This window comes from Rhizobium brockwellii (genome assembly GCF_000769405.2).
Classification (GTDB): Bacteria; Pseudomonadota; Alphaproteobacteria; order Rhizobiales; family Rhizobiaceae; genus Rhizobium; species Rhizobium brockwellii.
On sequence record NZ_CP053439.1, the window covers coordinates 763,701 to 786,165 of the forward strand.

A 22,465-nucleotide genomic window follows, 5' to 3' on the forward strand; every position below is an offset into this window, starting at 1 on the left:
CAAGGTGTTGGAACGTCCTTTGTGCGTCCGAAAGGACGCACGGCGCTCGAGCGTTGCCATGGCTTAGTCATGCGAATGGCGATGGTGCAGGTCAGGGTAATGGGCGTGACTGTGCCTTAGCGGCGCGTGTCGATGCCAGTGAGAATGAGGCTCCGTGAATGGCCCGTCATGGATGTGCTGGTGATGCGCGTCGTGGACATGCAGGTGGTCGTGTTCCAGCGCCTCGTGCGTGTGTTCGTGGTCGTGATGCTCGGCCAGGTGCAACCATAGGCCAATGCCCATGAGGACGCCCGCCGCAACAAGCTGCACTGTAACGGCTTCGCCGAAAATGAGGACCCCGAGAATTGCGCCAATGAACGGAGCCAACGAGAAGTAGGCTCCTGTCCTGGCTGCCCCAAGATGGCGGAGCCCGAGCATGAACATCACCAGGCTCACTCCCACGCCAAGGAAGCCGACCAATGAACCTGCCCAAACGAGAGTAGCATTCGGCAATGACGCGCCAAACATGATCGCCAACACAAGGTTGGTCGTACCGGCGACGAGCCCCTTGATCATCGCAATTTGAACCGGGTCGGCCGAAGACAACTTGCGGGTAAGGTTGTTGTCGATACCCCATGACAGGCACGCAGCCGCAATAAGCAGGCCACCGATGTCGAGGTGAAGCGTCTCACCGTTCCATGACAACACTGCCGCCCCAGTGAGGATAGCCATAGCGCCAAGCACTAGCCGCCGATCAACGTTCTCGCGAAAGACAAGCCAGGCAATGCCCATGGTCGCCAATCCTTCAAGATTGAGAAGCAGCGATCCCGAAGATGCCGAGGTCCGAGAAAGACCCAACATCAACAAAAGTGGGCCGAGTACGCCACCAAACAGGACGACCAGGGCCAACCAGGGAATATCTGCTTTTTGAAGCGGAGCCTCCACGTTCGGCAGCCCGATCAGGCGGCGTCCCCAACTGACAGCGGCAAGCCCAAGTCCGGCTCCAACATAGAGAACGCCTGCCAACAACCAAGGATCGATTGACCCCAAAAGCAGCTTGGAGAGCGGCGCTGACGCCCCGAAGAGAACGGCTGAACCAAGAGCGAGCGGGACGCCAGGCCAAAGGTGTCGGTGCTTGTCGATCATCCGCATGAACTATCACAAGATATGAACCGACAGCCACCACCTTCTTATCTGCGTTAAGGCGGACCGGCTTGAGGGTTTGCGATCGTTTGAACGAACGCGACGAACTCACAGCGATGCTGCGCGGCGGCAAGCACCCGGCGCGCAAGCTCAGAGGATAATTGCGGGCCGCGGAAATGTTTGCGGCAGCCCCTTAACAAGGCGTGAAGGGTAGGCCGTCGCCGCAATGTTCGCGTCTTGAGAACGAGTTTGCGACAGGTCCGGCGTCGGCGTTCAAGATACGGCTTTCACCATTCGGCGGATGCTAACGTGACCTTCACGCCCCTTGACCTGAAGGTTTTCGACCGACGCGAACCCATTCGCAGCGCCACTGCGGTCGAGCGTGGCGACGTCGCAAACGATCTCCCCGCGTTTTGCCTCGGCGCAAAGTCGTGCGGCAATGTTTACGGAATCGCCTATAACCGTGTAGTCGCGTCGCGCTTCCGGTCCGATCGGGCCCAAAATCGCAAGCCCCGTGAATACGCCAACCCCGATGCCGCGCGGCAAGCCGCCTTGTTCCACGATTTCCTGTATGTCGAGCGCCGCTGCGATGGCGCGCTCCTCTTTCCCTGGCCCATCGAAGCGCGCCAACAGCGCGTCGCCAATGAGCTTGTCCACATCTCCGCCGTGCCGCACGATAGATTCGATCTGGATCGTCATAATGCGGTTCAGGAATGCTACCACCTTCTCGGGCGATACAGCTTCCGAATATTCCGTGAAGCGGCGCACATCGGAATAGAGCAACGATACCTCGATGCGTTTCAACGGCAGGTCGCTGCCTGCCGGCGCTTGTTTCATCGCGCCGATCGCGCTCAACGAAAGCAAGCTTTCTATTCGTGCGGAAAGTTCGCGTACTCGCGCCGCACGAAGATCGATGCTCGCCTGGGCCCGACGGATGAGATAGCCAAGCATGACGACCAGCCCAACGAGAAGCAGGCCCGGCACGAGCGTAGGGAGCAGCAAAGCGCGCAACAAGATACCGCTAAGGTAGCCGGCCGGCTCGTAGAGCTCGAACACAAGCGCGACATCGCCCCCTTGTCTCTCTACCGGGATGTAGAATTCGTTGTAGCGGGTGCCATCGGCCTCGCGATGCGGAAGGAGAACGCGCTCGCCTTTTTTGAAAGCTGCGGTGAGCGCGGCATTCGCCTCCATTGTTCCAATCTCCGCAGCGTCCGTACTGAACACTGCCTCACCGCTCGGGATGTATACCTTGAGTTGCGGAACGCCGCGCTCAATGGCGGCTTCCATCATGAGCGCCATGATCACCTGCCGCTGCGGGCCATCCGCGTGGGCGGCGAGCAGCGCCCCCCATTCCGGCTGCGCCTTTCGATTGATCTCGCTCGCGATCTCCGACACCCGACGGGCAGCAAATTCCAGATGCACATCGCGCACCGTCTGCCGCACGGCAAGCGCCGTCAGAGCGACAAGCGAGGCGACAAAGAGCCCGATGATTGGCAGCACCCGGGTCCTGTAGCGTCGCTCCAGGGGAAATGGTTGCTCCGGTGCATCGCCGAGGCTCGTGTCTGGCGACAAAGGATGGGCGACATCTGGTAACACCGGCCCACTAGCCTGTGACGGGGATAGAGTCGAGCCCATCGTCTTTTCCTGCCATCTTGGTATAGCTAGGATACAGGTTCCTCTCCCCCAAGTGAACACCTGCCAATCAGCTTCTCGCGGCGGCGTCACCGCCAACGGCGCGTCGGATTTCAATCTCCTCGATGATGGCGTTGCCATGCCTCGCCCCACCTTTTTCGGTGGCGAGGAAACCATAAGACCGGGAACCTCCTCCTCGAGCGTTTTGCACCGTCTTGGCGTGTAAAATTTCCGCGCTACCTCTGCAAACGGCAATGGAGGAAGACGATGAAGATGCGGAAGTTCACGATCGCCGATGCGTCGTTGGAGCGCTCCCCCGGACAGGAGGCAGATATCTCCGTCGGCAATCTGGTCGACGAGCGGCACGGAGGGCCGATCACCATCGGCTATGGACGTTACGCGCCCGGCCAGAGCCTCACCGAGACAATGGCGGTTGATGACGTCATGATCGTGCTGGAAGGCCGGCTTTCGGTCTCGACGGACGGGGGAACGGTCACCGCCGGGCCGGGCGAGATTGTCTACATGCCCAAAGGTGAAACGGTGACCATCCGCTCGCACGAGGAGGGCGCGCTCACCGCCTATGTCACCTATCCGCATTGGCGGCCGGCACACGCCTAAACCGCGGTCTGCGGCTCAGCGCTTGTATTCGGGCTCGCTGCGATCGAGCGCGCGCTTGACGGACTCCAGATGGAGCCGGGCCGATTCCGGGTCGCCTTCGCGCATTTGCCGGTACGCCGCTTCCGCAATCTCAGGCGCGACGGCAAGGACTTCGCGTCCTGTCGACAGGGCGAGCGTCTGCACTTCGCAGGCGCGCTCGAGGTAATAGAGGTCGTCCCAGGCCTCGGCGATGTTAGGTGCACAGACCATCACGCCGTGGTGCTTCATGAAGACGATGTCGGCATCGCCGATCGCGGCGGCGATGCGATCGCCCTCGCGCGCGTCGAGCGCCAGGCCGTTGTAATTGCGGTCGATGGCCGTGCGTCCATAGAATTTCAAGGCTGTCTGCCCGGCAAAGATCAGGGGATCGCCCTCCGTCATCGAAAGGGCGGTGGCATAAGGCATATGGGTGTGGAACGCCGCCTTGGCGCGGGGAATGTTCTTGTGAATCCTGGCGTGGATGTAAAAGGCGGTGGCCTCGGGCTGGCCGCTGCCCGACACGACGTTGCCGTGAAAATCGCAGATCAACAGCATCGAGGCGGTCAGTTCGGCAAAAGCGTAGCCGTAAGGGTTGACGATGAACAGGTCGTCATATCCAGGGACGACGGCCGAGAAGTGGTTGCAGATCCCTTCCTCCATGCCGAGCCTTGCCGCCATCCGGAAGCAGGCTGCCAGATCGACGCGGGCCTGCCAGATGTCGTCCGTATCGAGTTTGGGCTGGTTGGGGCCGCCGGCCGGCGAGGGGGTTGTATTGAGGGAGTGCGCCATGGGTTCGTTTCAAATTGGTGTCGAAGGAGAGGGTGGCTCTGTTCTGGATTACGCCCGGATCAGCCTCGCATCAAGCCGGCTGGAGACAAACATGGTTCGGTTCATTTGCATATTTTTACCCACCCTCCGTCCCGGGCTGAGGCCTGGGATGACGGAGGTGGGGAGGCGCTTTCCGCCAAACTCCCCGTCGGCGCAGCGGATGGCGGATCGTCTCACCCGCGGGTCGACCCGAGGGGCGTCGAAAAACACTTAGCTTAGCAGTCAGCCGCATTCCCGATCGACAGCAGATGAGCCATTGCATCGGTAATTGCGTGATTGTCGCAGGGTTTCGAAAACGCCCTGCTTCCCATGGGGAGATCGCTCTCTTCGAGGATTACCGCGCCGGAGGCAACGATCAACCTGACAGGCGGCCACCGATCCCGGATGTAATGCGATAGTTTGATGCCGTCCATCGTGCCGGGCATCTGAACGTCGGTGAAAACCAGATCGATGTCGTTTCGCGACTCAAGGATGCGAATTGCCTCGTCCGCATCGCAGGCCTCCAGCGCTTCGTAGCCCGCAGAGAGCACCAGATCGACGGCACTCATCCGAATAATCGTGCTGTCTTCGACGACCAGGACGACCGCCTTGCCATTTTTCATCATTCACTCGGTCAAATTGGAGTGTGAACCTCGCGGGCTCCGGTAGTGTAGCGTTTGGGAAGCCAATCGGTTCCTACGCGGCCGTAGAAAGGTTGGTTCGCAAACCGGCGCTTTCCAGGTGGCGGATTGTGACGGCGGTGCCGGGACCCGCATCGCTCACCTGGATGTCGCCATTCAGGCTCTTTGCCAGCGCCTCCACAATGCCAGTCCCCAGTCCCGCCTTTGGTGCATCGCGACCCGCAGGCATGCCGATGCCGTTGTCGGTAACGGACAGGGTCCAGTCCTTGCCGGATGAGTGATAGTCGATGACGATTGCGCCCGGTCGTTCATCGGGAAAGGCGTGCTTGAGGGCGTTGATCACAAGCTCGGTCACGACAAGCCCCAGGCGAACGGAAACATCCGCTTCCACCGCGCTGTCGTCGACCGTCACCTGAATCGAAAGCCTGTCGGGGTCAGCAATCATCGACGCGCCAAGGCTTTGGCAAAGCTGAGTGAAATAGGTACGCAGTTCAACCTTGCCACTATTGGCCATGGAGAGTTGCCGTTGCAGGGCCGCAATCGACATGACCCGGTGATGGGCGTTGTGGAGATGCCCGCGCGCTTCCTCCGACTGGACCCGCCGGGCGCTCTGCATGAGAACACTGGCAATGATCTGAAGGCTGTTTGCGACCCTGTGCTGGACTTCCTGCAGCAGGATCGCGTTATCGCGAACGAGATCATCTTTCAGCCGAGCCTCGGCGCGCGCATCGGTCACGTCGGTGATGGCCAGAAGCAGGCGAATATGATCGAGGTCGCCGTCATCGAGCCTGCGCGCGTTGACGATCAGGTGACGTGTTTTCTGGTTTAGCCGTTGAAGGTCGATTTCGTAGGCCTCGATGTTGGCGCTGCCCAAGGCGGTCGCCCTCAGCAGTGATGCAAGCTTGGGCATCGCCCATTCGCCGTTGCCAATTTCGCTGAGGCGTTGGCCGCAAACGGTCTTGGGGTCGATGTCGAAGGCCCGGCAGAACGACGCGCTCGCCGCGATGACCTTCAACTCGTCGGACAGGAACAGCAGCGGCTCGTTGGATGATACCACCACGGCAAGGGTGCTCGCCGCTTCGAAATGCGCGATGGGGATCTTTTGCATAGGGAGGCCCTCATGGGCCGAAGACTCGCGAAGCAAGTCATCACTCGGCAACAATGCCAACCGGCCAGAAGGCTCAGCCCGACAAAGAGACCGTAACACGCCTGAGAGGTAATCCCTTCATATTAAATATCGCGGCTACCATGTCGACGCGATGAGCCGATGATGACGACTATTCATTGTCTGGGAGCGAGCCCATCGAGCAGGAAGCCGAAGCCTTTCCGGAAAGCGCCGTCCCACCAACAGCAGATGCGAGCGTTCGTCAGCAGGAGCGGGTAAGACGCTACTCCTGGGGCCGTTCCATCGAGGCGAACATGTGTGGCGCATCCTGATCGACACCTCCGCGCAGAATGAAAATCACCTGTTCGAGTCTGCTGAGCCCGACGACGGTCGCGGCCAGTGGAACGAAGGCCTCCCATCCCGTGAGATAAAGCAACGGCCACAACGCGAATAGCAAAAGTGCGCCGGCCTTCGCGGACCAAAAATGGAACATCAGCAGGCGTCGCGTCAGCAGCCACGAAACGAGCAGATAGATCACCGGGCCGCCGAACAGGACTGCCAACGCAACTCCGTGGCGGGACGCGAGGCCGGGATATGACGAGAGCAGAAAAAACAGAATGGCGACGGAGAAGATGTTGTCGACGATGGCGTCAAGGCGGGCACCGTATTCGGAAGCTCGCTTCGTCCGTCGGGCGAGCCATCCATCGACGAGGTCGGTCATGGATGCAATCAGGTAGAGGACAAGCGCCGGCCCAGCATAGCCATAGCCCAGGAGCAGCAATATAGGGGCTATCAACAGGCCGCGACTGAGCGTCACGACGTTGGCGAGCTTAAGCGGACCATCTTCCCAAACCAAACCATGGACGACGCTCATACTGGCTCCGCGGTCAGTTTGAGGGTCGTATCGCGGGCAATCAGCCTCTCAATAGAATAGGCGTTGTGATGCATGGGGCAGACAATCTGATTACGCTCATTGATGAAACCAAATTTGAGCGGACCGCCACGGTGGGGGCACCTGTTCGGGATCAAGTAAAGCGCGCTTTGGTAGGAAAGCAGAAAATACTCTATTCCGTCCCTGACGATCGGGGGAAGGTCCTGACCGATCCAGCTTGCCGCCTCACTCATGGCACAACCTCGCGACCGACCGACAACGGTGGAAAAACCCTGAAGGCGGACGGGTCGGTCAAAAAACCAATGCCGCCGATCTGCAGAGCCGAACCCGTATTCCAGTTCGTCGCGGGCACCGCGCAGCGACCAGGCGAGGCCAAATTTGTTGGCATGCCAAACTCGGCGTGTCCTGCCTTCACCGCGGCCTCGAATGCCAAGGTCACGGCCAGCAGATGATCTCCTGACCGCTCGAAGGCCAGTCTCGTCAGTTCGGCGCCGGCGACGATCTCGGAGCCGACCTCGGAACCGTATTTAGACACCAAGGGCGCGACCACTTCGTCGGCAACCATTGCGGAATGGTGGATGTCGATGTGCGCATGTTCGCCAAAGTAATGCGCGTCTACGCCGGGATGGAAGCGCTTGAGATACCGGAAGTGCTCCTCCGTGGAACGTTGGTAGCTCGCTTCGGCGAAGAGCAGGAAGCCAATTTGAAGAAACAGATTGCGAGGGCTCTGGAACATGAAGTGGATGACATTGTGCAGTTCCAGAGTCGGAGTATCGAACAACGACCAATAGGCATTGTATTCTTCGCTCAGTCCGAACCCCCTCAGTGTCGATCGGTAGAGCACGCTGTGTTTCTTGTTGTGGACCCCGAATCCGAATTCATCAATGAGAATGCGGAAGAGTGCGGACTGAGGCTCACCATATTCGCCGATGACGCCGAGCGCGGAAGCGGAGGCTTCAGCCAGCAAATCGACAGAGGACTGAAGCAGAAAGTTCCGGTAGTAATGATGCCGGTTGCTCGAGCTATCCAAAAACCCAAGGAAGCCGCTCGGCCTGTTCGCTTTGAGACTGGGTATAAGGTTTGCCACATACCCGGCGCAATCTTGTCTTTGGCTAAGGCTGCGTGCCTCGGCAACCAGCGGGCCAACCAGTTCGTCTTCAAGGTCTGCTCGTATTTCGTCGAGACGCAGCATCTCGCGGGGATCGTAGTGCTTCTGTAGCCGCGACAGGATCGAGCCTGCAGGCGCTGCGCTTGGCAGCAAGACATAACGACCCTGATAACTGCGCATCAGCGCCTGATGTTGGATAAATCGCCGAAGGCTGGGATCTTCATCGTCGCGGAGAGCTTCGGCGTCGATGCGAATATCATATACCGAAGGTGGATTTCCTCCTGCTCGCGCCGCGAGGCGTTCGCCGATATCCAGCAGATCTTGCTTTCCGATGAAGGTCATGTGCGCGCCGTTCCAGGCTCGTAGATCGTCACGGCTATCCCACTCTTTGTGAAGCACTCGACCAATCGCCATTTCGACAATTCGAATGCCCGACTATATTCGTCAGGGCGCATATAGCTCGGGGCGTCCGCCGATCCAGTGACAACGGGTATATGTTTTATGACGATCCGGTGGACCAACCGCGCCTCGTGCAGGCTGTGCAGCAGGCGACTTCCGCCTTCGACGATCATGCTTTTGATGCCGCGAGCATCGAGAATGTTCATCAAGCCGGGGAGGTCGACTCGGCGTTCGCCACATCGCACCACTTCGACATTGGGCTTGCTTTTGAGCGCTTCGATATCGGCTTCCTTCGCCGCGCGGGAGACGACGATGACGGTCGGATGGCCGTCGTTCAAAAGCTTTGCGTCAAGCGGCAGCCTGCCCATGGACGAGGGTACGATCCGCAACGGATTTGGCCCTGGTGCGTGGCGCACAGTAAGTTCTGGATCATCCAAAAGGACGGTGCCGGCACCGACCATGATGGCATCGTGCGCCGCTCTCTGGCCATGGAACCAGGCGCGAAGATCGTCGCCGTAGAAATCGAACAGACCCTTGCTGGAAGCCGTCGCCCCCAGCGACAGTTTGCCGTCGATAGTGACCTCCGACAGCGTTGTTATTTCAACCATTTCTTGTCCTCCTCCTGCGCACACTTTAATGCGGCTGCGCCGTGATTGTTCAATTGGCAGGAGGAAATTGGGCACGATGTCTTTGGAGGATACGGATCGAGCGAAGTGGTCCACTGGCCGGCATCATTGCCGCATCAACTGAAGCCCAATGGCGGCTGTGGGGCGACGGGCGGCGATTGGTGGCTTTGCCCCACCCGCATCCAACTCGATGGTGAGGAAGGGATCCGAGGCGCCGACTGATGCGTGAGATCAACGTTTCAACCCTCCTCGCGAGATGCAAGGAGGGTTGAGCTCAAGGGCGGTTAGATCGTCCGCCGATAGCGGTCGCGCTCCTGCGCGATCTGCTCAGGCGCGTAGGGATCGAGCGTGTCGTCGAAGCGGGTCCATCCCTGGTCGTTATAGGCACGCCGACGTTCGATCGGGTCGACCCAGTTTGAACCCTGGAGAATAGCCTGCGCCTCGGAGGCGCGGGCGTCGTCGACCTTGGCCGTGACCAGGCTGCCGCCGCGGCGGACACCTTCGGCATAGAGGTGGGCATCATCCTCCGGGACGCCGGAGTCGGTGAGGGCGCCGATCAGGCCACCGGCAGCACCACCAGCGACGGCGCCGGCAACGGCGCCAGCCGCAGTCGCGGCCAGCCAGCCTGCGGCAACCACCGGCCCGACACCAGGAATGGCCATCAGGCCCAGTCCGGTCAGCAGGCCGCCGGCGCCGCCGACGGCAGCGCCAATGCCGGCGCCGGTCGCGGCATCCTCGCCAACGTCAGAGTCGCGATCGATGCGGCCAGCCTTGTTGGAGACGATGCTGATGTCGTTTGAGGGAATGCCTGCCGCTTCCAATTTGCTGACGGCGGAGCGAGCGTCCGAGTGGTCGTCGAAAAGTCCGGTTACAGTTCTCATGATGTTTCTCCCTGGGGGTTACTTGGCGACGATGTTGCCTTGATAATCGAGGGCGATGGCGACGGCTTTGCCGTCCTTCATGCCGGCGGCCATCCAGATCCCCTTGTCATCGAGCTTGAGATCCTTGACGTCGGTGTAACCCGCTTCCGTAATGCGATCCTTAGCCTGGGCTTCGGTGAAGCTGTTGGCGCCCTCAACGGGTGCAGTCGGATTTTTGGTGTCCGGTGTTGCAACCGCAGGTGTATTACCATCCGCAGATGGAGCCGGTGTTGTCTGGGCAAGGGCTGCAACGGCAGACGCGCAGAGAATTGTCGCCGCAAAGACGATCTTCTTCATATGTGTTTCCTCTCATTTTGCGGATCAGATGACGATCCATGCGCTGAAAACACGCAAGGGAGTTCTTTGTTCCCAGAGATTATGCAATTGATTTTTCTAAATATAAGGCAACTCGCCGCACCGCGGGCCTATTCTCTGCGACGCCGCGGCAATGTAAGCAGACAGTAACGGGGAGGGTAACCGACGATCCATGCGCGCGCTTCAAGGAAACCTCTCGGAGTGAGGCTGGTCCTTTAACTCCTAAGGTTGTGCTTCTGTCAAATATCCCAGGCGGTAGCAGCGCGGGGCCGCTCGCCTGCCGGCACTTCGTGCTGTGACGGATGCGGCCCCGGCGATGTCAGTGACTTCAGGGAATACGGGCGATGACCTTTATCTCGAAGTCGAAGCCGGCGAGCCAGTTGACGCCGAGTGCAGTCCAGTTCGGGTAGGGTGGCTTGCTGAAAATCTCCTGCTTGACCGCCATGATCGTTCCGAACTGGTTTTCGGGATCGGTGTGGAAAGTGGTGACGTCGACAATATCATCCAGCGTGCAGCCGGCGGCACTCAGCGTGGCCTTCAGGTTTTCAAAGGCGAGCCGCACTTGGCTTTCGAAATCGGGTTCCGGTGTTCCGTCCGGACGGCTGCCGACCTGTCCAGATACGAACAGCAGATCGCCGGATCGGATCGCGGCGGAATAGCCGTGCTTCTCATAAAGAGCGTGCCGGTCGGCCGGAAAGATTGCTTCGCGTTGGGTCATTCTGATCTCTCTTCATTGTTGACAACGACCGATGAGCGCGGCGTGACGCTTCACATCTCGCACCAAATTTCGTATACGGTTCGTATATGAAATATGTAGTGTGCGGAGCGTATGTCAAGTTAATATACGCGCCGTATATGAAATTGAGGGATGAATGGCGAAGAAGCGTAGCGAAACGATGCAGGAGAACCGCGTCAAATTGATCGCGGCAGCGCGAAAGGCTTTTGCGGAAAAGGGCTACTCCGCAGCATCGATGGACGAGTTGACGGCGGACGTCGGTCTGACACGGGGCGCGCTCTACCACAATTTCCAAGACAAGCGCGGGCTGCTGGCGGCGGTGGTCGATCAGATCGACACGGAGATGGCGGTGCGCGCTCAAGAGATCGGCGCGGGCGCAGGCAGCGATTGGCAGGGCCTGCTCGCCGAGGGTGCGGCCTATATCGAGATGGCGCTCAATCCGGAAGTCCAGCGCATCGTCCTGCTCGACGGACCGGCGGTGCTGGGCGATCCCTCGCAGTGGCCGAGCCAGAACAATTGCCTGCAGGTGACCAAGACCACGGTGGAGCGCCTGATCGCCCAAGGCATCCTCAAGCCGCTTGACGCAGAGGCGGCGGCCCGATTGCTGAGCGGCGCAGCTCTCAATGCCGCTCTGTGGATCGCCGCCAGCGAAGATCCGCAAAGCGTGCTGCCAAAGGCGGTCGAGGCTTTCCACGCCCTGGCGGCAGGTCTGCTGGTGGAGCGCTTGTGATCTGCCAAGAGCCAAAGTCGAGCGAAGGAGCGGCGGCCCTGGCTTGCAAGGTGGTTAGCTACTGTCAGGCGGCGAGAAGAAACAGTTTACGTCGTTTTCCGTCGGATGAAGGCAGATATGATACCGGCCATCGCCGGAGGGGATTTCGTCCCCATAAGGAATGAAGAACAGGTGTGGTTTTGTCACGAGGTGGTGGTCGCCGGCATGCAGGAGGACGGAAAAGCCGCGAGGTCCTCGACTGATGTCCTGAGCGGGAATGGCCTCGCAATCTCCAACCAAACCCTGAGCTTTGCAGCACGCCGGAGGATAGGTCCAGCCGCTCTTCGCTTCATGGGCGTCGGTTCGAACGATAGTGCAGACGGAGATCGCCCCAAGTGTGATCACGGATACTGTTGATGTGGCGAATGTCATAGCATACCTCCTTAGAGGCAGCCCCTCGAAAAACGCCGGGAGGTTGCGCACTGATTACCAAAACGCGCGATCTTTTTCGACAGCTCGATGAGTTGTTTTTGCTACCAGCCTGCGCCTGAAGGGCCATCGCCGTGATGCGTAGAGGCACTGGGGAGGCGGGTCGAACATCAGCGCTATCACGGTACTCCTCGGCTGCGTGGAAGTGAAATCAAACCTCTGCTGCGCCGACCGCACGGATGGGACCTCCGTGCTCCGCCCCGTGGCAAAAGGCATCCTGCTGTGCTCCCTAGCAACCATCGGGTGAGTAGGAGTGGAGCCTTGCCGTCGAAGAGACGGCGGGGAACGATGAAGACGTCGATGCCGTCGTTGGGTTCGTGCCGTAAGATCAGCGGGTCTGCGTGAGCCGCGCGGCATCGCCTCGACGTGGCGGAAAAGCCATCGCGAAATAGACTTGCGAATCGCATAAGTGTATGCTTATGTGTCTGCATGATCGAGAATGACATTTTCCGAGCCTTGGCTGACCCGACCCGCCGCGCGATATTCGAGAAGCTGGCGGCGGGCGGCATGAACGCCAGTGCCCTGCGTGAGGGCATGGAGATCAGCCAGCCGGCAATGTCGCAACACCTCTCGGTTTTGCGCAGCGCAAAGCTCGTGAGGGAAGAACGGCAGGGGCGTTTCGTGAATTACGAAGTCGATCCGGACGGGCTGGCTCTCATCGCGCAATGGTTGGCGAAATATCGCGCCTACTGGCCTGCCCGCATCGAAGCTCTCAAGGTCTTGCTGAAGGATATGGACCAATGAACGTTGGAAAGGCCAAGGAGCAGAAATACGGCATCGAACTGGAATTCGATCTGGATGAACCGCCGCAAAAGGTCTGGCGTGCCATCAGCATTCCGGAATTTCGGGAAAACTGGTTGCCGAAAGACGCTTTAGCCGATCCCACCCCGGCCACGATCACACCTGGCGAGGAAGTCCGTTATAGCCTGCGCGACGACGCTCCACCTTTCCTTGAAAGCACGGTGACGTTCACGATCGTCCCGAACGCGACCGGCGGCACCCGCCTGCGCATTATCCACGAGCTGACCGACGCGAGGCTTCACCGGATGGCGAAAACGCCCGCGAACGGCAACAGTCCGCCCCTCACGCTCGCCGCCTGACGCGGCAAGCTCTCCCCTTTGATGTCTGCAAGATTGGAGTTCGCCGATGCGCGAAGCGATGCAACTCGTCCCTATGGTCATAGAACAATCCAGCAGAGGGGAGCGATCTTTTGACATTTACTCCCGCCTTCTGCGCGAACGCATCATCTTCCTCAATGGTGAGGTCAACGATACCGTTTCCGCTCTGGTTTGCGCGCAGTTGCTGTTCCTCGAGGCCGAGAATCCAAAGAAGCCGATCAATCTTTACATCAATTCTCCGGGCGGCGTCGTGACCAGCGGCCTTGCCATGTACGACACCATGCGCTTTATCCGCGCGCCGGTTCATACGCTTTGCATGGGGACAGCCCGTTCGATGGGATCGTTCCTGCTGATGGCGGGCGAGGCCGGCGGAAGAGCTGCTTTGCCCAATGCCAGTATCCTCATTCACCAGCCATCCGGTGGCTTCCAAGGGCAGGCTTCCGACATGATGATTCACGCCGAAGAAATTCTGAAGACCAAGCAGCGCATGACGCGGCTCTACGCGGAGCATTGCGGACGCTCCTATGAAGACTTTGAGCGCGGGATGGATCGAGACCGCTTCATGACCGCGGAAGAAGCATTGGAATGGGGTCTTATCGACCGTATTCTAACGGTTCGGGAAGACACGGACAGCCTATAGAGAGTTTCAGGAACGCAAAGAGTCCAGACCGGGCGGAACCGTTGCTGCGGCTATCGGTTAATCCGCCGAGGTCGCGGCGTGCCAATCGGACGTGACGGAGATGGTGAACGCACCGGTTTTTCCGATTTCTCGGTGCGGGCAACGAAATGCCAGGCGAGCACCTTACCTGTTCGCCGCGATCTCATCCCACAGGACAGGATTTCGCGAGGATCGAACCGCCGACCAGGACCGCACATCGATCACTGTCTCCTGAGCGCGTAAACCGCCGCCCGCCCATCAAAGGCGGTGGAACAGGCGAGCGACCATGCTCGGTGTGGATCGATCAGAGGAGGAAAAGGTCATGAGCAAACATAATTGGCAGGCCGGGCTTCGCGCCAAGCTGGAGCATCTCGTCGACGACTGCGTCGTGGCCGGGGCCAGGGAGCAGGACGTTTTCGATACGATCATCAAGGAGATCGGCAATCTGCGCGCAGCCCTTGAGCGCGATCCTGACCCTGCGGAGGACGACGCTGCCGTCATAGAGGAGCCTGCGAACGATTGGCCGGCGGCCGAGAAGTGACGTGTACCAGCTCAAGAAGGGCGCGTGACCTGTTGGGGCGGGGGCTTATGGAACCAACTGGCGCTGCGGAAGGTTATAGTTTTGGCGATCGGTTTAGCTCGATCTGCGAGACGTGATAGCCCGCGCCGGCGCTCATAATTCACAAGGGGAATTGCTATGGAAAATGCAGGTATTGGCTGGATCGCCGCAATCATCATCGGCGGCATTGCCGGCTGGCTCGCCGAGATGCTGATGAAGAGCAACATGGGCGTGCTGATGAATATCATTCTCGGTATTGTCGGCGCCATCGTCGCCAACTTTATCCTCTCGCTCTTCGGCGTCGTCCTTGGCGGATGGCTGGGTTATCTGATCGCGGGCTTCATCGGAGCCTGCATCCTGATAGCTGTTGCGAGAATGGTCAGACGTACGGCCTGATCAAACAGAAGGCGGCCCCCCAAACCGGCCGCCTTCATTGCGTTTTTGGGTTGGCGCTCACGCGTGGTCGTCCGGCGGTGAGGTCTGTCAATGCGTGCCTGATGCCCGCGACTGCCGCCTTCTTTGAAGCGTGATTACATCTGATAACGCGTCATCATCCGCCCTTGCCCTGCAATACGGTGGCTCGATCCCTCATTGATCCCGGATATCAACTCATGTATATCTTCTGAGGTACGTACATCAGGTCTATTGGCTTGCGGGCGGAGACGAGTGTTGCGAGGTTCCAGACCTGCAGTTCGGCCATGCGATCAGAGGGATTTCGGGAGGGGATCATGACGGCCTTAAAACTCAATCCAGATTTTGCCATCGCCGATGAACAGTCGCTTCGGGCGCTGTTCGAGCCGACCCACGCTCTGGCAATCGTGAAGTGTCAGAATTCTCTTGGCGAGCACGCGCAGGAATTCATTCGGCGCTCGCCATTCTTCTGCATCGGCACGCAGAGTTCGGAGGGAAGGGCCGACGTCAGTCCTCGCGGCGACCCTCCAGGGTTCGTCAAGGTTCTTGACGAGCGCACCCTGGCAATCCCGGATCGACCTGGCAACAATCGTCTTGATACCCTAAGCAACATTATCGCCAACCCGAATGTCGGGCTCTTGTTTCTTATCCCCGGTTTCGACGACACATTGCGCGTCAACGGCCGGGCAAGTCTGACCAATGATCCTCAACTGTTGACGAGCATGAGCGTTGCCGATCGTCTCCCGAAACTCGCGATCATCGTCAACGTCAGCGAAGTTTTCATGCATTGCGCCAAGGCCTTCAGACGGTCCCACCTGTGGAGCCCGGATCATTTCCAGGACCGCACGGAGATGCCCTCGCTCATGAAGATCATTCTGGACGAGACGTCAGGGGCGCCGAAGGACGGAGATGAAATGCGAAAGATGGATGAAGACCTGGAACAAGCCTACCGAAGGACACTTTATTAGCTGCCCGGCGCGGGCTGAAGGCGGTCTCTTTCCCCGCCAGCATCTTGAATCCGATCTGCAGCCCTTGGAAAACCCATCGATTCAAGACAAGATCGTCCCGCTCTAAAGCGCGTCGCGATCTTTCAGATTTGCTTGTCGCGCTTTAGGTCTTTGTTTTGACGCATGTCGTTGTCGCCAAACCGCTGCACACTTTTGCGAGACATGCTTAGTGTCTGGGGGAATCCTGATGGAAAACCACGAGCCGTTTTTGCGCGAGGCGATTGCGCTCTCGAAATCCGCGGTGGAAAACGGCGACGAACCGTTTGGCTCGGTGCTGGTGAAGGACGGCGAAGTCATCCTGCGCGCCGAAAACAGCGTCTTCACCGGCCACGATATGACCAACCACGCCGAGATGAACTTGGTTAAACTGGCGGCGCAGCACTACGACACTGCTTTTCTCGCCGGCTGCACGCTCTACACCAGCACGGAACCCTGCGCGATGTGCTCCGGGGCGATTTACTGGTCGGGCATCGGGCGCATGGTGTTTGCCTGCTCCGAAACGCGGCTTGGCGAGATCGCCGGGATCGGATTGAACGTGCCGAGCCGGGCGGTGCTGCAAACCGGCGCACGCATCGTCACGGTGGTTGGCCCCGACCCTAAGCTCGAAGTCGAAGCCGCCGAAGTCCATCAGCAATTCTGGCCGAAGCATCTGGGCAAGGCATAACCTCTTTCGACCAAAATGGGTATTCGCCCAGCCAGATGTGGCGGACGATCACACAGCGATGGGCGGCTTCGACGTCATCAGGTGTTCAGGGGTTGACCCAGCGGGACGAGGTCAGCGCGCCCAGTTTGTCGTAGGCAAAGACTGCGCGTCGGTTGTCGGCGTGGCGCAGCTGGAACCAGTCCAGCGTCTCGGCTCGGAATAGCAGTACCCCGAAGAAGGCCCGTCCATCGGCGTCCGTGACCGCTGCCTCGCTTGCCGGCGGCTCGCCGATTGCGTCGCCCGGCGGCCCGCCCATATAGGTGCTGCGCGTCGATTGCGGCAGCAGGCTCCAGGCTTCAGTCGCGCGTTCGCTTGCCGGTCCATTGAGTTCGGCCGATCCCTGAAGGCGAAGCTGCACTTTCGGCTGCGGCCCATAGCCGAGGATGGTGACCAAAGGATTGGCCGATATTTCCTGCCATTTCGGGCTTCTGACATCCGTATGGATTTCCAGGAGGCGTCGCGCCACATCCACGCGCCGCAGCACCACCATGCGGGCTTGCGGCCGGCCGCCGGCATCGACCGAACACAGGTTCAGGTAGCGGAAGGCCGACTGCGGATCGGCGGCAGCACCTTCCAGCTCGGCCCAGGCCGATGCATCGACCTCGGCGAGGTTCACCGTGTCGCCTCCGCGTTCCTTATCTTGCCGGCCCTGACGTTCCAGTCGAAGCACATCGCTGTTCTCCTTAGGCGTTGAGAGCGATCCCATCAGACGGAGCGGGTAAGGCCGCCGTCGATCCTGAGGCTCTGGCCTGTGATATAACCCGCCCCTTCGGAAACCAGGAAGGAAATCGTTGCGGCCACTTCGGCGCTGGTGCCGTAGCGCTTCATCGGCACGCTGTCGCGGCGCTCCTCCGTCGGCGGCAGGCTGTCGATCCAGCCCGGCAGCACGTTGTTGATGCGGATGCCGTCGCCCGCATAGGTATCGGCGTAAATCTTGGTGTAGGCGGCGAGCCCGGCGCGGAAGACTGCCGATGTCGGGAACATCGCCGACGGTTCGGATACCCAGGCGGTGGAGATATTGACGATTGCGCCCGACTTCTGCGCCTGCATGACCGGCGTGACCAGCCGAACCGAACGGATGACGTTCATCAGATAGACGTCGAGGCCGGTATGCCACTGTTCGTCGGTGACCTCGGTGATCGGCGCACGCGGGCCGTGGCCGGCGCTGTTGACGAGCACGTCGACCCGGCCCCATTTCTCCATCGTGGCGTCGACCAGGCGCTTCAGGTCATCGCTCGACTGGTTCGAGCCGGTGACGCCGATGCCGCCCAGTTCGGTGGCAAGCGCCTCGCCCTTGCCCGACGAGGACAGGATCGCGACCTTGAAGCCATCGGCCGCCAGCCGCCTCGCGGCTTCCGCACCCATGCCGCTGCCGCCAGCCGTAATGATCGCTACCTTTTCTACTGTCATCGTCGCTCTCCCTACACGATTTGCACCCATTGCCGGGCATTGATCCCTGGAATACCATGGGCTTTAAGCGAGAGCGAACCAGTTTTCGTGAAATGTCCCAGTAGAAAAACTATCGGATATCCATGTCCATCGGCAATCTTCCATCCCTCAACGGCCTCAAGGCCTTCGACGTGGCGGCGCGGCATCTGAACTTCCGGCTCGCGGCCGAAGAGCTCGGCGTCACCCAGGGAGCCGTCGCCCAGCATGTGCGGGGACTGGAGGCGGAACTCGGGGTGACATTGTTCGAGCGCCTGCCCAAGTCATTGGCGCTGACGGGCGAGGGGCGAAGCTATATCGCCGACGTCAGGCGCGCCTTCGAACTGCTCGCAAACGCGACGGCGAACCTGAAGCCTCAGCCGGTCAAACTGGTGGTCAGCACCACACCGACCTTCGCCTCGAGATGGCTGATCCCGCGTCTTCCGGATTTCACCTCGAGACATCCCGATCTCGATCTCCACATCCTGGCGACGGACCGCATTTCCAGCTTCCAGACAGACGGCGTCGATCTCGCCGTCCGATATGGCAGCCCTCCCTTCGGTCCCGGCCTCGCCGCCGAACTGCTGTTCGAGCAGGAGATCATTGCCATCTGCAATCCAAATCTCGTCGCCGAGGGAGCCGAGCCCAACAACGCCGAAGAACTCTCGCACTACACGCTGCTTCACGATGCCCATAATTCCTGGCCCGAATATATCGATCGCTTCCTCGGCGGCGGTGATCCCACGCTGTTTCGGGGCATCAGCTTCTCACAGACATCGCACGCCATCGAAGCTGCCATCGCCGGGCAGGGCATCGCCACGGCAACCCGCGCTTTCGTCTCGACCGACATCGAGGCGGGCAGGCTGAGGCAAGTCTTCGACGGCGCCCTCAGGGCGCGGTCGCATTTCTATCTGGTGAAGCCGCGATATCGGAAGTCCGGAGCGGTGGAAAAGCTTCAGGACTGGCTGCGCTCGCAGGTGCAGAGCTGACGGTCGGACAGCCATCGCGCAAGGAATGAACCAGCTGCGGCAGGTTTGCGGTAGAAGCAGACATCGGGTCCACAGGCTGGACAGACAACTCGAACCGACCCCATAGTTTCATCGGTTGGAACTCCCCAGCGTGGCTCGCTGCTTCTTGTCCCGTGTCTTGTCGGGATCATCTATCTTCTCAACCGACTCGATATATTCAGCAATATATTCCTGCGGCAGGCCATGTTCCGTGCCACCTGCAAGGACAAAGTCCTTATACCAGCTATAGGGTTTGAGGCTGTCGTCGATGTAGTCGGGGGTGGCGAGATAGGTAAGGACCTTTCGCCTGCGACCTTTGTCGTTAGTGACCGTGACCGTCGCATGCTCGTAGCCGCTGCCGACGCCTTCGGCCTTATCTAGCTCCGCACGCTCGGCAGGATCGAAGCTGAACAGGACTCCGATCACGCTATCCTCGTTGCCAGTGGCAAATGCGTTGCACTTCCCGGACTTGTCCAGGCTACGCTTATGAAAACGGAGCACATGACCCGGCAAGGTAGCGATGCCAAGTGGCTTGCAGCTCGGCATGCGTTCGCGTAGCCGGGCGGTCGACATGTTGGACCCATAGGCAAAATAAACAACGTGCTCCGGGGCCCCGGTCTCTGTGTTCTGCAGCGGCTCGATCGTCGGATTTCCCGGCTTCAGGATCGTACGCAGCGGTACTGTCATTATGCTGCACTCGTCGGTTTCTTTGCCTTCGCGTGTGATGATGGGCTGTCCATTCTCGAGGTCGAGGATTGGAATGGGTCTGCCAGCCCATCCGCAGTCGGCGCAGCGCGGTCGTTCCCAGAGTACACCGGGTGCCTCAGTATTTTCGCCATGTTCGGGTTCGAGATGCGGTGAGCCGCAGTTCGGGCATGCTCCAGGCACACCGCGCAACTCGCGAAGGATCAATGATGTCGCCATGCCGATGGCATGCTGGATCAAAGAGTGTGCCATGTCGGCATCAATCCAGGTGGCCGACTTTGCATGCGTCAGCCAGTTGGAAAACGTCCATGAGGACTCGAGCGCGCCCTTGAGGGCCCCGCGACGCTCCTTATTGGAGTCACCCGGCAGGAGATCGTTGCAGATGATCTCCGTCCACGCGCGGAAGTTCGCACGCTGTGGAGGTGTCTCTGTCCATATTGCCGCGTCCTGCGCGACGCCGACCAGCTCGAGTAGCGCCTCGCGGCAGCGAACGCCGACTGCCTGATAGTCCGAGAGGTTATGCGCCTGTGTCACGGCGGTGCCAGATTCTTCCATCTTCTCGAAGACGGGACCGAACGGAAGGATGCGCAGATCGTCTTCCTGTTGTTTTTCCGTACGCGGGATGCGGAGCATCAGGCCAATATGGAAGGTCAGAGCAAGGTCCATATTTGGGAACTGCTCCTGAGAGTAGAGGTTTGTGCCGCCCGTGATGACCCACCAGCGATCCTTGTTAGTGTGGATGTCCCACACGTCGTGGCGGGTATTGAGGACGGCCTCCGAGTAGACCTTCTGCATAAAGGTCACTTCGAGGTCGGGCGCCTGCCATTCAAAGTATTCCCGTACTTCCTCGATCTCCTCCTTGGTAGCTTTCAACATAATCGGCTCCCGCGATGGGTTCGTCGCATCGCGCTGCAAAGGGTTTACGAAGGCCTCAACAATAGACCGATGTCGCTGAAATTTCAAAATTCGCCGCGGCAACGCGGGATGCTCGCTTTGGGCCGACAGATGTCTCCGACAAGTTCCCGTATATCGATTATCGCGGGCGTCCCTTTACCTGCACCAGAAGTGCGAAGGTCGAAGCGATCACGGACTGCGCCGACGCACCGTCGATCCTCCGGGCCGAGCAGAACTGAATTCAAAACAGCCGGTCGACACAGCGTTCGGCCTCCCACCGCCTGAGGAAATTTGCTTCCCGGGCAATCCAGCCGACCGTCTCGCTTCCCCATTCCTGGGCCCGGCTGGCGTACTCGCCCATCAGCCAGATGTGGCGGATGATCACAAAGCGATGGGCGGCTTCGAAGTCGGCAGGCGTGATCGGCCGGATGGCCCGATAGCCATCGACGAAGGCGTCCCACATTTCGGTTGAGCTCCGGCCGAAGGATGTTTGCGCCCACAAGAATACCGACAAGTCGTAGGCGAGGTATCCCGGACCGCCGTCATCGAAGTCGAAAAAGACGGCTTCGCCGGCGTCGTTGATCCGCGCATTGAAGCCGTGACAGTCGCCATGGCAATAAGTCGACGTCAAATCGCCGAAGGCTTCGATCGCCTTTGCGGTCCGCGCAGCGATGTCTTCAAGGTCGCTGCGGACCTCGGCGTCCTCCACGACGCCGCTGTCGCATATGCGGGCAAGCGGCCGATGCAGCAGGTGTTCGAGGTCAAGCCGATAGAGCGCTCCTTCCGGCTGGAATCTCTCGGCGGCGTTGTGCAGCAAAGCAAGGGTCTTGCCGTTGGCCCGTGCATCGCCGGCATCCGCCGTATCCGGCTTGCGGCCCCCGATCTCCCGGAAAAGCACGGCCTGTCGCACGCCCTCCGGCGCATCTCCCTCAACGAACAAGCTGCCCTCCTGTGTCGCGATGGGCGCTGCGACCGGAACGCCCGATTGCGCAAGGTGCGCCAGGAACGCCGTTTCGGTCTTGACGTCGGCTGGCCCGCGCGCGCGGTGATGAGAAAGCCGGAACACATAACGCTCGCTGTTGCTCCCGAGGGCCAGATACACATCATTCAGGCCGCGCTGCAGCATCCGGCAGGAAACCGGCCCCACAAGCGGATAATGCCGATCGATGAACTGTTCGATGGCCGCAATCTGCGGGGTCGAATAGAGCGGATTAAAGTCGAGCATGGGCGCTGTACCACGGGCTTTGCTGGCAGGCTGCTTCCGCGGTGAAAAGACCATGAAGGCGGTGGCGGCCGCAGGCACTTGCGATTGCAATGATCTGCTGATTGGACAGGGTGAATGACGCTACTAATAAAACTATGAGATGAAAAACAAAATGCTGGGTTCGCGATTTTTCGCGCACAGGCGAACCTCCCGTCGGCAGCGGCCATTGGGGACTATGCTGCTAGCGGCGATCAGTCCGTCTTCGGCTGCCCGGGAAGCTGGCCGTAAGCCGTCAGAATGGCCCTGATCAGGCCCGGGAAGCGTTCGTCCAGCTCGGTGCAGCGCGTTTGATTGCGCATCTCCACACCCTGGCGCTCGCTCATGATCAGCCCGGACTCGCGCAGCACCTTGAAATGGTTGGACAGCGACGACTTTGGAATGACGCGGTTGCCGAGATCGGCAAGCGCAGAGCACGTCCCGCCACTGCTGGCGCCGGCAAGCTTTGCATAAATGGCAACGCGCTCCGGATCGGACAGCGCATAGAGGATCGCCTCGGGCTTGATGTCCTCCAGGGCTGGGTGAAAGAGCGGTCTCATGAATTTTATATAGCCTCCCTTGACATCGAGATCAACAGTTC

General features: G+C 59.8%; 28 protein-coding genes. 10 read left to right on the forward strand and 18 right to left on the reverse strand.

Features of this window, described 5'->3' with window-relative positions; translation table 11 throughout:
* Window positions 1–63: 63 nt before the first annotated feature.
* Complete coding sequence (locus tag RLCC275e_RS03825; protein WP_033182951.1) at window positions 64–1,125, reverse strand: DMT family transporter; 1,062 nt, start codon at window positions 1,123–1,125, stop codon at window positions 64–66.
* Window positions 1,126–1,395: 270 nt separating this feature from the next.
* Complete coding sequence (locus RLCC275e_RS03830; RefSeq protein WP_245483442.1) at window positions 1,396–2,757, reverse strand: adenylate/guanylate cyclase domain-containing protein; 1,362 nt, start codon at window positions 2,755–2,757, stop codon at window positions 1,396–1,398.
* A 264-nt stretch (window positions 2,758–3,021) separates the two neighbouring features.
* Between RLCC275e_RS03830 and RLCC275e_RS03835 the strand changes: the two genes are divergently transcribed.
* On the forward strand, window positions 3,022–3,372 hold the full coding sequence (locus RLCC275e_RS03835) for a EutQ-related cupin domain-containing protein (protein WP_026160141.1): 351 nt from the start codon (window positions 3,022–3,024) through the stop codon (window positions 3,370–3,372).
* A 15-nt stretch (window positions 3,373–3,387) separates the two neighbouring features.
* On the opposite strand, the gene RLCC275e_RS03840 is transcribed toward RLCC275e_RS03835, so the two are convergent.
* From RLCC275e_RS03840 to RLCC275e_RS03885, 10 genes are all read right to left on the reverse strand, one after another.
* Window positions 3,388–4,179 (reverse strand): aldolase, encoded by a 792-nt coding sequence (locus RLCC275e_RS03840; protein WP_033182795.1) that lies wholly within the window; start codon window positions 4,177–4,179, stop codon window positions 3,388–3,390.
* 254 nt (window positions 4,180–4,433) lie between these two features.
* Window positions 4,434–4,820, reverse strand: coding sequence for a response regulator (locus RLCC275e_RS03845; protein WP_033182952.1), 387 nt, complete (start codon window positions 4,818–4,820; stop codon window positions 4,434–4,436).
* Window positions 4,821–4,893: 73 nt separating this feature from the next.
* Entirely contained in the window at window positions 4,894–5,946 is a 1,053-nt protein-coding gene (locus RLCC275e_RS03850; RefSeq protein ID WP_033182797.1) for a sensor histidine kinase, read from the reverse strand.
* A 280-nt stretch (window positions 5,947–6,226) separates the two neighbouring features.
* Window positions 6,227–6,817 (reverse strand): CDP-alcohol phosphatidyltransferase family protein, encoded by a 591-nt coding sequence (locus RLCC275e_RS03855; RefSeq protein ID WP_050516832.1) that lies wholly within the window; start codon window positions 6,815–6,817, stop codon window positions 6,227–6,229.
* Window positions 6,814–7,068: a Rieske (2Fe-2S) protein gene (locus RLCC275e_RS03860; protein ID WP_033182798.1), complete on the reverse strand. Its 255-nt coding sequence runs from the start codon at window positions 7,066–7,068 to the stop codon at window positions 6,814–6,816. The genes RLCC275e_RS03855 and RLCC275e_RS03860 overlap by 4 nt, the downstream gene beginning before the upstream one ends.
* Window positions 7,065–8,285 carry an iron-containing redox enzyme family protein gene (locus RLCC275e_RS03865; RefSeq protein WP_245495361.1) on the reverse strand — a complete coding sequence of 407 codons (1,221 nt, stop codon included), beginning with the start codon at window positions 8,283–8,285 and terminating at the stop codon, window positions 7,065–7,067. Before RLCC275e_RS03865 ends, RLCC275e_RS03860 begins: the two co-directional genes overlap by 4 nt.
* Window positions 8,282–9,064: a RibD family protein gene (locus RLCC275e_RS03870; protein WP_245495362.1), complete on the reverse strand. Its 783-nt coding sequence runs from the start codon at window positions 9,062–9,064 to the stop codon at window positions 8,282–8,284. Before RLCC275e_RS03870 ends, RLCC275e_RS03865 begins: the two co-directional genes overlap by 4 nt.
* Before the next feature lie 188 nt (window positions 9,065–9,252).
* Window positions 9,253–9,849, reverse strand: a complete 597-nt coding sequence (locus RLCC275e_RS03875; protein ID WP_033182800.1) for a general stress protein — start codon at window positions 9,847–9,849, stop codon at window positions 9,253–9,255.
* Between the two features lie 18 nt (window positions 9,850–9,867).
* Complete coding sequence (locus RLCC275e_RS03880) at window positions 9,868–10,185, reverse strand: PepSY domain-containing protein (RefSeq protein ID WP_033182801.1); 318 nt, start codon at window positions 10,183–10,185, stop codon at window positions 9,868–9,870.
* 346 nt (window positions 10,186–10,531) lie between these two features.
* Window positions 10,532–10,921: a RidA family protein gene (locus RLCC275e_RS03885; RefSeq protein ID WP_033182802.1), complete on the reverse strand. Its 390-nt coding sequence runs from the start codon at window positions 10,919–10,921 to the stop codon at window positions 10,532–10,534.
* 154 nt (window positions 10,922–11,075) lie between these two features.
* On the opposite strand from RLCC275e_RS03885, the gene RLCC275e_RS03890 reads away from it, so the two are divergent.
* On the forward strand, window positions 11,076–11,669 hold the full coding sequence (locus RLCC275e_RS03890) for a TetR/AcrR family transcriptional regulator (protein WP_033182803.1): 594 nt from the start codon (window positions 11,076–11,078) through the stop codon (window positions 11,667–11,669).
* Between the two features lie 54 nt (window positions 11,670–11,723).
* Here RLCC275e_RS03890 and RLCC275e_RS03895 read toward each other — a convergent pair whose 3' ends face one another.
* Window positions 11,724–12,080, reverse strand: coding sequence for a hypothetical protein (locus RLCC275e_RS03895; protein ID WP_082229821.1), 357 nt, complete (start codon window positions 12,078–12,080; stop codon window positions 11,724–11,726).
* Window positions 12,081–12,566: 486 nt separating this feature from the next.
* On the opposite strand from RLCC275e_RS03895, the gene RLCC275e_RS03900 reads away from it, so the two are divergent.
* The 7 genes from RLCC275e_RS03900 (at window position 12,567) to RLCC275e_RS03930 (ending at window position 16,554) form a co-directional block, all read left to right on the forward strand.
* Window positions 12,567–12,881, forward strand: a complete 315-nt coding sequence (locus RLCC275e_RS03900) for an ArsR/SmtB family transcription factor (RefSeq protein WP_003557361.1) — start codon at window positions 12,567–12,569, stop codon at window positions 12,879–12,881.
* Complete coding sequence (locus RLCC275e_RS03905; protein WP_033182805.1) at window positions 12,878–13,237, forward strand: SRPBCC family protein; 360 nt, start codon at window positions 12,878–12,880, stop codon at window positions 13,235–13,237. The genes RLCC275e_RS03900 and RLCC275e_RS03905 overlap by 4 nt, the downstream gene beginning before the upstream one ends.
* A gap of 46 nt (window positions 13,238–13,283) precedes the next feature.
* A complete protein-coding gene (locus RLCC275e_RS03910; RefSeq protein WP_029875803.1) occupies window positions 13,284–13,895 on the forward strand; it encodes an ATP-dependent Clp protease proteolytic subunit in 612 nt (203 codons plus the stop codon).
* Window positions 13,896–14,235: 340 nt separating this feature from the next.
* Window positions 14,236–14,454: a hypothetical protein gene (locus tag RLCC275e_RS03915; protein ID WP_033182806.1), complete on the forward strand. Its 219-nt coding sequence runs from the start codon at window positions 14,236–14,238 to the stop codon at window positions 14,452–14,454.
* Window positions 14,455–14,610: 156 nt separating this feature from the next.
* Window positions 14,611–14,868, forward strand: coding sequence for a GlsB/YeaQ/YmgE family stress response membrane protein (locus tag RLCC275e_RS03920; protein WP_033182807.1), 258 nt, complete (start codon window positions 14,611–14,613; stop codon window positions 14,866–14,868).
* Between the two features lie 332 nt (window positions 14,869–15,200).
* Entirely contained in the window at window positions 15,201–15,851 is a 651-nt protein-coding gene (locus tag RLCC275e_RS03925; protein ID WP_033182808.1) for a pyridoxamine 5'-phosphate oxidase family protein, read from the forward strand.
* 226 nt (window positions 15,852–16,077) lie between these two features.
* Window positions 16,078–16,554, forward strand: coding sequence for a nucleoside deaminase (locus RLCC275e_RS03930; RefSeq protein ID WP_033182809.1), 477 nt, complete (start codon window positions 16,078–16,080; stop codon window positions 16,552–16,554).
* 85 nt (window positions 16,555–16,639) lie between these two features.
* On the opposite strand, the gene RLCC275e_RS03935 is transcribed toward RLCC275e_RS03930, so the two are convergent.
* Window positions 16,640–17,209: a pyridoxamine 5'-phosphate oxidase family protein gene (locus tag RLCC275e_RS03935; RefSeq protein ID WP_033182955.1), complete on the reverse strand. Its 570-nt coding sequence runs from the start codon at window positions 17,207–17,209 to the stop codon at window positions 16,640–16,642.
* Window positions 17,210–17,298: 89 nt separating this feature from the next.
* On the reverse strand, window positions 17,299–18,003 hold the full coding sequence (locus RLCC275e_RS03940) for an SDR family oxidoreductase (RefSeq protein ID WP_033182810.1): 705 nt from the start codon (window positions 18,001–18,003) through the stop codon (window positions 17,299–17,301).
* Window positions 18,004–18,119: 116 nt separating this feature from the next.
* Between RLCC275e_RS03940 and RLCC275e_RS03945 the strand changes: the two genes are divergently transcribed.
* Window positions 18,120–19,007, forward strand: a complete 888-nt coding sequence (locus RLCC275e_RS03945) for a LysR substrate-binding domain-containing protein (protein ID WP_033182811.1) — start codon at window positions 18,120–18,122, stop codon at window positions 19,005–19,007.
* 108 nt (window positions 19,008–19,115) lie between these two features.
* On the opposite strand, the gene RLCC275e_RS03950 is transcribed toward RLCC275e_RS03945, so the two are convergent.
* From RLCC275e_RS03950 to RLCC275e_RS03960, 3 genes are all read right to left on the reverse strand, one after another.
* The gene (locus RLCC275e_RS03950) at window positions 19,116–20,606 is read right to left on the reverse strand and encodes a gamma-glutamylcyclotransferase family protein (protein WP_033182812.1); all 1,491 of its coding nucleotides are present in this window, start codon (window positions 20,604–20,606) and stop codon (window positions 19,116–19,118) included.
* Window positions 20,607–20,865: 259 nt separating this feature from the next.
* Window positions 20,866–21,849: a phosphotransferase enzyme family protein gene (locus tag RLCC275e_RS03955; RefSeq protein ID WP_033182813.1), complete on the reverse strand. Its 984-nt coding sequence runs from the start codon at window positions 21,847–21,849 to the stop codon at window positions 20,866–20,868.
* Between the two features lie 230 nt (window positions 21,850–22,079).
* Window positions 22,080–22,424 (reverse strand): ArsR/SmtB family transcription factor, encoded by a 345-nt coding sequence (locus RLCC275e_RS03960; protein WP_033182814.1) that lies wholly within the window; start codon window positions 22,422–22,424, stop codon window positions 22,080–22,082.
* Between the last annotated feature and the right edge of the window lie 41 nt (window positions 22,425–22,465).

Coding starts and splice junctions, on each gene's coding strand:
- RLCC275e_RS03825 (WP_033182951.1), bottom strand. CDS start 1,125: ATGATCGACAAGCACCGACACCTTTGGCCTGGCGTCCCGCTCGCTCTT.
- RLCC275e_RS03830 (WP_245483442.1), bottom strand. CDS start 2,757: ATGGGCTCGACTCTATCCCCGTCACAGGCTAGTGGGCCGGTGTTACCA.
- RLCC275e_RS03835 (WP_026160141.1), top strand. CDS start 3,022: ATGAAGATGCGGAAGTTCACGATCGCCGATGCGTCGTTGGAGCGCTCC.
- RLCC275e_RS03840 (WP_033182795.1), bottom strand. CDS start 4,179: ATGGCGCACTCCCTCAATACAACCCCCTCGCCGGCCGGCGGCCCCAAC.
- RLCC275e_RS03845 (WP_033182952.1), bottom strand. CDS start 4,820: ATGAAAAATGGCAAGGCGGTCGTCCTGGTCGTCGAAGACAGCACGATT.
- RLCC275e_RS03850 (WP_033182797.1), bottom strand. CDS start 5,946: ATGCAAAAGATCCCCATCGCGCATTTCGAAGCGGCGAGCACCCTTGCC.
- RLCC275e_RS03855 (WP_050516832.1), bottom strand. CDS start 6,817: ATGAGCGTCGTCCATGGTTTGGTTTGGGAAGATGGTCCGCTTAAGCTC.
- RLCC275e_RS03860 (WP_033182798.1), bottom strand. CDS start 7,068: ATGAGTGAGGCGGCAAGCTGGATCGGTCAGGACCTTCCCCCGATCGTC.
- RLCC275e_RS03865 (WP_245495361.1), bottom strand. CDS start 8,285: ATGACCTTCATCGGAAAGCAAGATCTGCTGGATATCGGCGAACGCCTC.
- RLCC275e_RS03875 (WP_033182800.1), bottom strand. CDS start 9,849: ATGAGAACTGTAACCGGACTTTTCGACGACCACTCGGACGCTCGCTCC.
- RLCC275e_RS03880 (WP_033182801.1), bottom strand. CDS start 10,185: ATGAAGAAGATCGTCTTTGCGGCGACAATTCTCTGCGCGTCTGCCGTT.
- RLCC275e_RS03885 (WP_033182802.1), bottom strand. CDS start 10,921: ATGACCCAACGCGAAGCAATCTTTCCGGCCGACCGGCACGCTCTTTAT.
- RLCC275e_RS03890 (WP_033182803.1), top strand. CDS start 11,076: ATGGCGAAGAAGCGTAGCGAAACGATGCAGGAGAACCGCGTCAAATTG.
- RLCC275e_RS03895 (WP_082229821.1), bottom strand. CDS start 12,080: ATGACATTCGCCACATCAACAGTATCCGTGATCACACTTGGGGCGATC.
- RLCC275e_RS03900 (WP_003557361.1), top strand. CDS start 12,567: ATGATCGAGAATGACATTTTCCGAGCCTTGGCTGACCCGACCCGCCGC.
- RLCC275e_RS03905 (WP_033182805.1), top strand. CDS start 12,878: ATGAACGTTGGAAAGGCCAAGGAGCAGAAATACGGCATCGAACTGGAA.
- RLCC275e_RS03910 (WP_029875803.1), top strand. CDS start 13,284: ATGCGCGAAGCGATGCAACTCGTCCCTATGGTCATAGAACAATCCAGC.
- RLCC275e_RS03915 (WP_033182806.1), top strand. CDS start 14,236: ATGAGCAAACATAATTGGCAGGCCGGGCTTCGCGCCAAGCTGGAGCAT.
- RLCC275e_RS03920 (WP_033182807.1), top strand. CDS start 14,611: ATGGAAAATGCAGGTATTGGCTGGATCGCCGCAATCATCATCGGCGGC.
- RLCC275e_RS03925 (WP_033182808.1), top strand. CDS start 15,201: ATGACGGCCTTAAAACTCAATCCAGATTTTGCCATCGCCGATGAACAG.
- RLCC275e_RS03930 (WP_033182809.1), top strand. CDS start 16,078: ATGGAAAACCACGAGCCGTTTTTGCGCGAGGCGATTGCGCTCTCGAAA.
- RLCC275e_RS03940 (WP_033182810.1), bottom strand. CDS start 18,003: ATGACAGTAGAAAAGGTAGCGATCATTACGGCTGGCGGCAGCGGCATG.
- RLCC275e_RS03950 (WP_033182812.1), bottom strand. CDS start 20,606: ATGTTGAAAGCTACCAAGGAGGAGATCGAGGAAGTACGGGAATACTTT.
- RLCC275e_RS03955 (WP_033182813.1), bottom strand. CDS start 21,849: ATGCTCGACTTTAATCCGCTCTATTCGACCCCGCAGATTGCGGCCATC.
- RLCC275e_RS03960 (WP_033182814.1), bottom strand. CDS start 22,424: ATGAGACCGCTCTTTCACCCAGCCCTGGAGGACATCAAGCCCGAGGCG.